The following is a 9,272-nucleotide window of genomic DNA, read 5'->3' on the forward strand; positions in this document are numbered from 1 at the left end:
CGGCGGGGCGCTGGAGCAATTCGATGTCGTCGCCTCCTCCTTGCGGGATCAGGATCGCGCGTTCACGCGGCAGGGCTTCCGGCATCTCGTCGCGGATGAAGGCGATCAGCTTCTCTCGCATTTCGCAGCGCAGGTCCCAGGATTGCGGCGCATTCCTGGCGCTGACCAGCGCGCGCAGCTCGATGGTGCGCGAATCCGCGTCGATCACCTGGAGATTGACGACGGCGCCGTCCCACAGCTTGGACTCCTTCACTGCACCTTCGAGCCAGCGCCGGATGCGCGGCACATCGGCGCGATAGTCGACATGGAGCGCGATGACGCCGATCAGGGAAGCGGTATCGCGGGTCCAGTTCTGGAACGGCTTTTCGATGAAATAGGACAGCGGCACCACCATGCGTCGCCAGTCCCAGAGACGGATCACCACATAGGTCGAGGCGATGTCCTCGACCCAGCCCCACTCGTTCTCGATGATCACGGCATCCTCGATCCGGATCGGCTGGGTAATCGCGATCTGCAAGCCCGCGATCAGGTTGCTGAGCAGTGGCCGCGCGGCAAGACCGACGATGATACCGGCAGCGCCCGCGGAGGCGAACAGGCTGACGCCGTATTGCCTCACCGAATCGAACGTCATCAGCGCTGCCGAGACGGTGATGATGACGATGATGGTATCGGTGACGCGCTTGAACACCCGCACCTGCGTGACGTGCTTGCGCGCGACGAAATTCTCGGTGACGTCGCGGAAGTTCTGCAAATAGCGCGCCGCGCTCATGTCCACGACGCGGATCGAGATCCAGCCGATCAGCGCGATGAAGGCGACGACGAACAGGCGCGTGAGCGGCGTACGGATGGTGTCGTCGAGCGGCGCGAGCGGCAGGACCAGGGCGACGGCGGCAAGACACAGCGCCAGCTGGGCCGGACCAGACGTGCGCTCGATGAACACGCTCAGAAGCGGAAGGCGGGCCCCAAAGGCGCGATTCAGCAGCCAAACGGCAAATCGATAGAACGACAGGGCAAGCAGCATCGCCCCGGCGACCAGGCCAAGACCAATGAACCATGATGGTATCCACCCGAACATCTTGTCGATGTCGGCCATGAGGGCCTGCCAATTCATTGCTGTTCCCGCCTTACATGCGCGTCAGCGCTCAACGCCTCGCGGCCGGCTTCGCTCCCCCGCCCCGTGCAATGCAGCATTCCGCTGGTGCAACCGTCGCCGAGCTGCGCTAGGTTGTCGTCCGCATGACCAGACGAACCGGCAGCGCCGATCTCCCTCTCCACACCGGACGGGTTCCGCCGTGGCTCGCGAGCCGCATGGCCACGCTCGGCGCGATCGTCACGCAGGCGATCGTGCATCATTACGGGCGCGACGCGTTCATGCAGCGCCTATCGCATCCGTTCTGGTTCCAGTCGTTCGGCGCCGTGATGGGGATGGATTGGCACTCCTCGGGGATCACCACCTCCGTGATCGGCGCGCTGAAGCGCGGACTCGGCCCGCTCCAGGACGAGCTCGGCATCTATGTCTGCGGCGGCCGCGGCCAGCATTCGCGCAAGACGCCGGACGAGCTGTTGCAGCTCGGCGATCGTGTCGGCTTCGATGGCCAAAAACTCACGCGCGCCAGCCGTCTGGTGGCCAAGGTCGACAGCGCTGCGGTCCAGGACGGTTTCGACCTTTATCTCCACGGCTTCTTCGTCACCGCTGAGGGCAAGTGGACGGTGGTGCAGCAGGGCATGAACGGCGACAAGCGCCAGGCCCGCCGCTATCACTGGCATTCCGAGGCGCTGAAGAGCTTTGTCGACGCGCCCCACAGCGCTATCGACGGCCCACAGCAGGGTGAGATCGTCAACCTCACCGATCACCGCGCCGACGTCGCGCGCACCGCGCAGCTCGAACTCCTCAATGATCTCGGCCCCGATCGCATCCTCACGGAATTCGAGCGCCTCACCCGCACCGAGCCCGCGCCTGCGCAAGCGATGCTGCCGCATCTGATCATGCCGGCGCATCACGACGTGCGCCCCAAGGACGTGTTCGCGCGACGCCTGCACGGTACGCTGGCTGCGGCCGCGGAGCGCGGTCCGGTCGACTTTCCGGATCTGCTGCTGACGCCCGGTGTCGGTGCGCGCACGGTGCGTTCGCTGGCGATGGTCGCCGAGGTCGTGCACGGCGCGCCCTATCGCTTCACGGATCCCGCCCGCTTCTCGCTCGCCCATGGCGGCAAGGACCGGCATCCCTACCCCGTTCCGATCAAGGTCTATGACGAAACCATCCGCGTGCTGAAGGGCGCGATCCAGAGCGCGAGGCTCGGGCGCGAGGAAGAGATGCAGGCGATCAGGCGTCTCGACGACCAGGCGCGGCGGCTGGAGCGTACCGCGCGCGGGCCGTCGGTGGAATCGTTCATCGCAGGCGAACGTGCTGCCTCGCCTGATCTCGACGGCCGCTCCGTATTCGGCTGGGAGCGCGATATCGCCGCATCCAGGAAGTCGACCGGCTCCTGAGGCTGCCGCTTGGCGAGCGCCTAATCCTCAGCCTCCTCGTCGTCGCTCAATCGGTTGGCCGAATGATCCTGGTACTGCTCCGTCTGGATGAACTTGCCATCCATGCCGCGAATGTCGGAATGCTGCGCCTTGTCGCGGTTCGACAGGATCATGTTGTCGCCGATCTTGTCCTTTGGGATATCCGTCAGTGCGCCGGTTCCGGCGCCCTTGCCATGCGCGCCCGATCCGATATGCGTCTTGCCGCCGTTGGGCATGGGCTGCTCCCTTGCTGTTGCGTGCATCGGGCAACGCGTACGCAATCCGGATTGTTTCGCGCCTTGCGCAAGATGACGCGCCCTGTTCCCGGTGCGGTGTTAATCCGCTGGCAGCGGTTCGGCGGCGGCCGCAGCGAGGCGCGGTCGTCCGGCCCCACCCGCAACGACCGGCAACCTTGCGATCGCACGCATCCCGGGCCGCTTGCGCCAGCGAATGTCCGCGGGATCGACGGCGAGAGCGAGTTTCGGCCATCGCGTCAGCAGCGCCTCCAGCGCACAGGCCGCTTCGATCCGCGCGAGCTGATGGCCAAGACAAAAGTGAATTCCCGTCCCGAACGACATGTGGCGGTTCGGCTTGCGCGCGAGGTCGAGGCGCTCGGGCTTATCGTGCACCGTCGGATCCATGTTCGCCGCGGCCAGCATGACCATGACGCGATCGCCCTTCTTCAGCGGCACGCCCGCAAGCGCGATGTCTCGCCGCACATACCGCGGTTTTGAAAACTGCACCGGCGAGACGAAGCGCAAAAATTCCTCGACCGCGAGACCGACACGGCCCCAGTCTTCTTCCAGCCAGTCGCGCAAGGCCGGATTCCTGAGCAGTTCATAGGCCGAACCGCTGATGAGATGCGTGGTGGTTTCCGAACCCGCGGCCAGCAGCAGGAAAACCATCGAGACCATTTCATCCGGCGTGATCTGGCCGCCCTCGCGCTCGACCTGGACCAGCTCGGCGATCAGGCCCTCGCCGCCCTGCACGCGCGCGATCCGCAACTGCTCCTCGAGATAACGCCGCATCTTGCGGAACGCGAACAGCAACCGAAAGAAGCTGAGCACGTTCGTGAGCGACGACATTGAATTCGCCCAGGCGATGAACCTCGGGCGATCGGCGGCCGGCAGTCCCAGCAATTCGCAGATCACCGAAATCGGCAGGATCCGGGCGTAGCGCTGCACGAGATCTGCGGGGCTGCCGGCGGCGAACAGCTCGTCGGCAAGACCGTCTGCGATGGCGCGAATGCGCGGTTCCATCGCCACGATGGCACGGCGACGGAAGGCCTCGTCCACGATGCTGCGCAGCCGCGTATGATCCGGCTCGTCCATCGTCAGCATGTTGTTGGCGATGGTCTTCACATATTTCGGCATCCACCAGCGCAGACCCGCGACGTCGCCATCCTCCTTGCGCAGCGTGAAGGTCGCGCCGTCCTTCAGGACCTCCGCCGTGGCGTCATGCGTGGTGGTGATCCAGACCTCGCCCACCAGGGGAAAGCGCGTCGCGACCACGGGGCCGGATGCGCGTAATGCCGCGATCGCCTTGGGCGGATCGCGGAAGAAGGCCTCACTGGTGAAATCGAGGCGCGGTGCCATGGGATCACCGTAATGGTTGGCGCCTCAACCAGATGGTGTGCGCGCGGCAGCGCGCAAGTGCCTGAACCGGCGGAAGGACAAGTAGAGCCTATCCGCGCCCGGGCGAACGCTGGCCGGTCTTGCGTTGCTGCTGGTTGGTATAGGAGTCCCAATGGCTCCAGCTGCCGTTGCTGAGGCTTTGCAGGTCGGTGCCGAGCGGACGTCGCGTGCGCTTGTCGTGATCGGCGATCGCGCGCTCGGACTGCGCGATCTTGCGCTGGAGTTCCGCGATCGTCTTCTGGGTCTGGCCGTTCCGCTTCGAGGTGGCGATCTCGCCCATCGTGAAGCGCGCGGTTTCGAGCGCCTTCAACTCGGCGCGGTTCTTCTTCAACTGAACCCGGTGCCAGGCGATGTTGCTGTCGCTGTCCGCAACCATGTGGGAACTCCGCTGATTCGGTCCCACAGTGTATCGTGCGCCGAATCGGAGCCGCAACGCCCCGGCGGTGGCGAAAATACGATCTTCTCGCGCAGAAATTCTGAACCTAAAGCCCCGGAACGGGCTCTAGATCCTTATTTGGACGCGTAGAACCGGCATCCACCTCGCTTGAAAACGCTTTAGCGCTCGGCAAACGCCTTTTCGACCACGAACTGGGCCGGCTCGCCATGGTTGCCCTCGACGAAACCGCGCTCGCCGAGCAGCACGCGGGTGTCCGCCACCAGCGCCGGGCTGCCGCAGATCATGACGCGGTCGTGGGCGGCTTCCAGTGCCGGCAGGCCGATATCGGCGAACAGCTTGCCTGAGGTGATGAGGTCGGTGATACGGCCGCGATTGCGGAAGGGATCGCGCGTCACCGTCGGATAGTAGATCAGCTGGCTCTGGATGTACTCGCCGAGCAGCTCGTCCTTCGGCAGGTGCTCGGTGATCATCTCGCCATAAGCGAGCTCCTTCACGTGCCGGCAGCCGTGCAGCAGCACCACCTTCTCGAACCGCTCATAGGTCTCGGGGTCCTTGATCACGCTCAGGAACGGCGCAAGGCCGGTGCCGGTGCCGATCAGGTAGAGGTTGCGCCCCTCCTCCAGATTGTCGATCACCAGCGTTCCGGTGGCCTTGCGGCTGACGATGATCTCGTCGCCTTCCTTCAGATGCTGGAGGCGGGAGGTCAGCGGGCCGTCAGGCACCTTGATCGAGAAGAACTCCAGCGTGTCCTCGTAATTGGCACTGGCGACGCTGTAGGCCCGCAGCAGCGGCTTCTCGCCGACCTTGAGCCCGATCATGGTGAATTCGCCGTTGCGGAAACGGAAGGTCGGGCTGCGGGTGGTCTTGAAGGAGAACAGCGTGTCGGTCCAGTGGTGGACGCTCAAAACGCTTTCCTGATTGAAATTGCTCATCTCACCCTTCCGTGTCGCTTGCTTGCGGTTCCGAGGCGGTCAGCTATGCGTCGTTTGTACACGATCATTCGTATACTAATGAATAATCCGGCTTGATCCGGTGGTCAAGGCTGCCCAAGATCGGAAGCGTTGCAGTTACGAATAAGGAGCCCCTTCCATGGCGCATGACGCACCCCAGGCCGCCGGACCCTCGAAGCTCGTGATCCGAAATATCGGCCTGATCCTGTCCGGCGCGCTGGAAAAGCCGATCCTGGACGGCGACACCATCGTCGCCGAGAACGGCAAGATCACCGCGATCGGCCGCTACAAGGACTGCAACACCGAGGGCGCGACCACCATCGTCGACGCCCACGGCACCACGGTGGCGCCGGGCCTGATCGACAGCCACGTCCACCCCGTGGCCGGCGACTGGACGCCGCGCCAGAACCAGATCAACTGGATCGACAGCTATCTCCATGGCGGCGTCACCACCATGATCTCGGCCGGCGAAGTGCACATGCCCGGCCGGCCCCGCGATGTCGTCGGCCTCAAGGCGATGGCCGTGTTCGCCCAGCGCGCGTTCTGGACCCTGCGTCCCGGCGGGGTGAAGGTTCACGCCGGCGCGCCGGTGATCGAATGCGAGATGGTGGAAGAAGACTTCAAGGAGATGGCCGCCAACGGCGTCAAGCTGCTCGGCGAGGTCGGCCTCGGCGGTGTCAAGGATGGCCCCACCGCGCGGAAAATGGTCGGCTGGGCGCGCAAATACGGCATCCAGAGCACCATCCACACCGGCGGCCCCTCGATCCCAGGCTCCGGCCTGATCGACAAGGACGTGGTGCTGGAAGCCGACACCGATGTGGTCGGCCACATCAATGGCGGCCACACCGCGCTGCCCGACGACCAGATCCGCTGCATCTGCGAGGGCTGCAAGCGCGGCCTCGAGCTCGTGCACAACGGCAATGAGCGCTCGGCCCTGTTCACGCTGCGCACCGCGCGCGAGATGGGCGACCTGCACCGCGTCATCCTCGGCACCGACGCCCCCGCCGGCTCCGGCGTGCAGCCGCTCGGCATTCTGCGCATGGTCTCGATGCTGTCCTCGCTCGGCGAGTTGCCGGCCGAACTCGCGTTCTGCCTTGCCACCGGCAACACCGCGCGGATGCGGCAGCTCGATTGCGGCCTCATTGAAGTCGGCCGTTCCGCCGACTTCGTCATCATGGACAAGGCCCAGCACTCGCCCGGCAAGAACATCCTGGAGAGCGTCCAGCTCGGCGACCTCCCGGGCATCGGCATGACCATCATCGACGGCATCGTGCGCACCCAGCGCAGCCGCAACACGCCGCCCGCGGGGAAGGTCCCGGAGGTGGTGGCGAAGTGACGGCTCTTGCCGTCATTCCGGCGCGCGCGTGAGCGCGAACTATGGTGCGCACTCGCGCACCTGAGAATCGCGCGACAATCTCCGGATTCCGGGTTCACGCGCGATGCGCGTGCCCCGGAATAACGAGGCACATCACCTCAGCTTATTGAGAAGCCCCATCAGCGTCTCGCGCTCCTTGGCGTCGAGCGGCGCCAGCGTTTCGCGGGTGATCGCGAGCGCATTGGGCGCCAGTTTCTCCGCAAGCTGCTGACCGGCACGCGTCAGGCTCACGAGCAGGCGGCGGCCGTCTTCGGGATCCGGGCTGGTCTCGGTCAGGCCCCGCGCGGTGAGGCGGTCGATCACGCCCTTGATGGTCGCAACGTCCATCGCCGTCAACCGGCCGAGCTGGTTCTGCGAGCACGGACCGGTCTCCGCGAGCTTCGACAGCGCCGCCCATTGCGTCGGCGTCAAATTGGTGCCGATGTCGCGGGAGAAGATCGAGCTGTGACGCTGCCAGACCTGGCGCAGGATGAAACCGACCTGCTCGTCGAGCACGTAAGGCGGCTTGTTAAACGCTTTGGCCGGTTTGAGGCTCTTCTTCGCCGCGACGCTCTTCGCCATCCGCCCGCTGCCCTTCCCTTTGCCGTCACAACGACAGATGCGCGTCGCGGATGTCCGGACGCGCGTCGAGCTCGGCCATGGTGCCGCCGAAGCAGATGCGGCCGCGCTCGATGATGTAGGCGCGGTCGGAGATCAACCGCGCGAAATGCAAATTCTGCTCGGAGACGACGATGCTGACGCCCTCCTTCTTCATGGTCAGGATGGCATCGACCATCTGCTCCACGATTTTCGGGGACAGGCCTTCCGAGGGCTCGTCGAGCAACACCAAGGACGGATTGCCCATCAGCGTGCGCGCGATGGTCAGCATCTGCTGCTCGCCGCCGCTCATGCGCCCGCCCGGGCGGTTCTTCATCTCGCCGAGATTGGGAAACAGCGTGAACAGCTTTTCGCGCGTCCAGTATGGCGCGTTGGGTCGCTTGGGCTGGCGGCCGACTTCGAGGTTTTCCTCCACCGTCAGATCGGTGAAGATGCGCCGCTCCTCCGGCACGTAGCCGAGCCCCTCGCGCACGATCTCGTGGGTCGGCTTCGCCGAGAAGTCCTTGCCCTCGAACAGGATACGGCCGGAGCGCTGCGCGACGAGGCCGACGATCGAGCGGAACGTCGTCGACTTGCCGGCGCCGTTGCGCCCCAGCAGCGCCACCACCTCGCCCTCGCCGACCTCGAAGCCGATGTCGAACAGGATGTGCGCCGGGCCATAATGGCTGTTGAGGTCTTGCACCGTGAGCTTCATGCCGATGCTCCCTCGCGATGCCCGCCCTCGTAGAGTAGCCCCTCGCCGAGATAGATCGCCTGCACTTGCGGGTTGCCTCGCACTTCGGCGGGCGAGCCCTCCGCGATCAGCGTGCCGCGATTGAGCACGATGATGCGGTCGGCGTGCTCGAACACCACGTCCATGTCGTGCTCGGTGAAGAGCACGCCGATCGCCTTTTCCTTCGCGATTTGAGCCGTGAGCCGCATCAGCTCGACGCGCTCGCGCGGCGCCATGCCGGCGGTCGGCTCGTCCATCAGCAGCAGTCTCGGTTCATTGGCCAGCGCGACCGCGAGCTCGAGGCGCTTGAGGTCGCCATAAGCGAGCTCGCCGCAGGGTCGATCCGCGTAGCCGCCCATGCCGACCAGCTCGAGCAGCCGCCCGGCCTCGCCACGATCGAAGTTCGGCGCCGAGCCGAAGAGATTGTAGAGCTGCTTGCCGTGCGAGATCAGCGCGACCTGCACGTTCTCGCGCACGGTCATGGTGGCGAAGGTCGCGGTGATCTGGAAGGTGCGTCCCACTCCCATCCGCCAGATCTCGCGCGGCTTCTTGCCCGTGGTCTCCTCGCCGAGCAGGCGGACATGGCCGGAGTCCGGCGTGTTCTGGCCGTTGAGCATGTCGAAGCAGGTGCTCTTGCCGGCGCCGTTCGGACCGATCAGCGCCAGGATCTCGCCGGCACGCAGCGAGAACGAGACGCCGCGCACGGCATGGATGCCGCCATAGGATTTGGTCAGGCCTTCGACCGCGAGAAGTGGGGGTGCAACGCTCATTCGGCAGACTCGATCGGCTTGGCGAGCAAGGGGGATCCCGGCGGCGATGACTTCCTGCGGCGCTGCGCCAGCATCTCCAGCATGCCGACGATGCCCTTGGGGAAGACGACGACGATCAGCACGATGAAGCCGCCGAGCACGAGTTTCGACAGATCGGTCTGGCTGACCAGCCAGATGTTGAGGGCCTTGTAGACGATGGCGCCGATCACCGCGCCCGACACGGTCTCGACGCCGCCGAGCAGCACCATGACCAGCGCATCGACCGACAGCGAGATGCCGAGATTGTCGGGGAAGACACTGCCTTTCAGGTAGGCGAACAGCGCACCGCC

The 9,272-nt window shown here is 65.3% G+C and carries 11 protein-coding genes; 2 read left to right on the plus strand and 9 right to left on the minus strand.

All coding sequences use genetic code 11. The annotated features are described in order from the left end of the window. Positions 1-1,111: mechanosensitive ion channel family protein (locus tag A5906_RS26195; protein ID WP_080138277.1), on the minus strand; the 1,111-nt coding region annotated here is incomplete at its 3' end. A 125-nt stretch (positions 1,112-1,236) separates the two neighbouring features. On the opposite strand from A5906_RS26195, the gene A5906_RS26200 reads away from it, so the two are divergent. Continuing rightward, complete coding sequence (locus tag A5906_RS26200) at positions 1,237-2,490, plus strand: DUF763 domain-containing protein (protein ID WP_080138127.1); 1,254 nt, start codon at positions 1,237-1,239, stop codon at positions 2,488-2,490. A 20-nt stretch (positions 2,491-2,510) separates the two neighbouring features. On the opposite strand, the gene A5906_RS26205 is transcribed toward A5906_RS26200, so the two are convergent. The 4 genes from A5906_RS26205 to A5906_RS26220 form a co-directional block, all read right to left on the minus strand. Beyond that, positions 2,511-2,744 (minus strand): hypothetical protein, encoded by a 234-nt coding sequence (locus tag A5906_RS26205; protein ID WP_080138278.1) that lies wholly within the window; start codon positions 2,742-2,744, stop codon positions 2,511-2,513. Positions 2,745-2,843: 99 nt separating this feature from the next. Beyond that, a complete protein-coding gene (locus A5906_RS26210; RefSeq protein WP_080138128.1) occupies positions 2,844-4,103 on the minus strand; it encodes a cytochrome P450 family protein in 1,260 nt (419 codons plus the stop codon). An 88-nt stretch (positions 4,104-4,191) separates the two neighbouring features. After that, complete coding sequence (locus A5906_RS26215) at positions 4,192-4,518, minus strand: hypothetical protein (RefSeq protein WP_080138129.1); 327 nt, start codon at positions 4,516-4,518, stop codon at positions 4,192-4,194. A gap of 179 nt (positions 4,519-4,697) precedes the next feature. Next, positions 4,698-5,471 carry a ferredoxin--NADP reductase gene (locus tag A5906_RS26220; RefSeq protein ID WP_080138130.1) on the minus strand — a complete coding sequence of 258 codons (774 nt, stop codon included), beginning with the start codon at positions 5,469-5,471 and terminating at the stop codon, positions 4,698-4,700. Positions 5,472-5,628: 157 nt separating this feature from the next. Here A5906_RS26220 and A5906_RS26225 point away from each other — a divergent pair, with 157 nt between their 5' ends. Next, the gene (locus tag A5906_RS26225; RefSeq protein WP_080138131.1) at positions 5,629-6,825 is read left to right on the plus strand and encodes an amidohydrolase family protein; all 1,197 of its coding nucleotides are present in this window, start codon (positions 5,629-5,631) and stop codon (positions 6,823-6,825) included. A gap of 132 nt (positions 6,826-6,957) precedes the next feature. Here A5906_RS26225 and A5906_RS26230 read toward each other — a convergent pair whose 3' ends face one another. The 4 genes from A5906_RS26230 to A5906_RS45010 form a co-directional block, all read right to left on the minus strand. Beyond that, on the minus strand, positions 6,958-7,425 hold the full coding sequence (locus A5906_RS26230; protein WP_080138132.1) for a MarR family winged helix-turn-helix transcriptional regulator: 468 nt from the start codon (positions 7,423-7,425) through the stop codon (positions 6,958-6,960). A 25-nt stretch (positions 7,426-7,450) separates the two neighbouring features. Continuing rightward, the gene (locus A5906_RS26235) at positions 7,451-8,155 is read right to left on the minus strand and encodes an ABC transporter ATP-binding protein (protein ID WP_080138133.1); all 705 of its coding nucleotides are present in this window, start codon (positions 8,153-8,155) and stop codon (positions 7,451-7,453) included. Further along, positions 8,152-8,943: an ABC transporter ATP-binding protein gene (locus tag A5906_RS26240; RefSeq protein WP_080138134.1), complete on the minus strand. Its 792-nt coding sequence runs from the start codon at positions 8,941-8,943 to the stop codon at positions 8,152-8,154. The genes A5906_RS26235 and A5906_RS26240 overlap by 4 nt, the downstream gene beginning before the upstream one ends. Then, positions 8,940-9,272: ABC transporter permease subunit (locus tag A5906_RS45010; protein WP_430642417.1), on the minus strand; the 333-nt coding region annotated here is incomplete at its 5' end. The genes A5906_RS45010 and A5906_RS26240, both read right to left, overlap by 4 nt.

This window comes from Bradyrhizobium sacchari (genome assembly GCF_002068095.1).
Classification (GTDB): domain Bacteria; phylum Pseudomonadota; class Alphaproteobacteria; order Rhizobiales; family Xanthobacteraceae; genus Bradyrhizobium; species Bradyrhizobium sacchari.

What these genes read in the sequence shown, in the direction of transcription:
- A5906_RS26200 (WP_080138127.1), top strand. Translation starts at nt 1,237, where the DNA reads ATGACCAGACGAACCGGCAGCGCCGATCTCCCTCTCCACACCGGACGG.
- A5906_RS26205 (WP_080138278.1), bottom strand. Translation starts at nt 2,744, where the DNA reads ATGCCCAACGGCGGCAAGACGCATATCGGATCGGGCGCGCATGGCAAG.
- A5906_RS26210 (WP_080138128.1), bottom strand. Translation starts at nt 4,103, where the DNA reads ATGGCACCGCGCCTCGATTTCACCAGTGAGGCCTTCTTCCGCGATCCG.
- A5906_RS26215 (WP_080138129.1), bottom strand. Translation starts at nt 4,518, where the DNA reads ATGGTTGCGGACAGCGACAGCAACATCGCCTGGCACCGGGTTCAGTTG.
- A5906_RS26220 (WP_080138130.1), bottom strand. Translation starts at nt 5,471, where the DNA reads ATGAGCAATTTCAATCAGGAAAGCGTTTTGAGCGTCCACCACTGGACC.
- A5906_RS26225 (WP_080138131.1), top strand. Translation starts at nt 5,629, where the DNA reads ATGGCGCATGACGCACCCCAGGCCGCCGGACCCTCGAAGCTCGTGATC.
- A5906_RS26230 (WP_080138132.1), bottom strand. Translation starts at nt 7,425, where the DNA reads ATGGCGAAGAGCGTCGCGGCGAAGAAGAGCCTCAAACCGGCCAAAGCG.
- A5906_RS26235 (WP_080138133.1), bottom strand. Translation starts at nt 8,155, where the DNA reads ATGAAGCTCACGGTGCAAGACCTCAACAGCCATTATGGCCCGGCGCAC.
- A5906_RS26240 (WP_080138134.1), bottom strand. Translation starts at nt 8,943, where the DNA reads ATGAGCGTTGCACCCCCACTTCTCGCGGTCGAAGGCCTGACCAAATCC.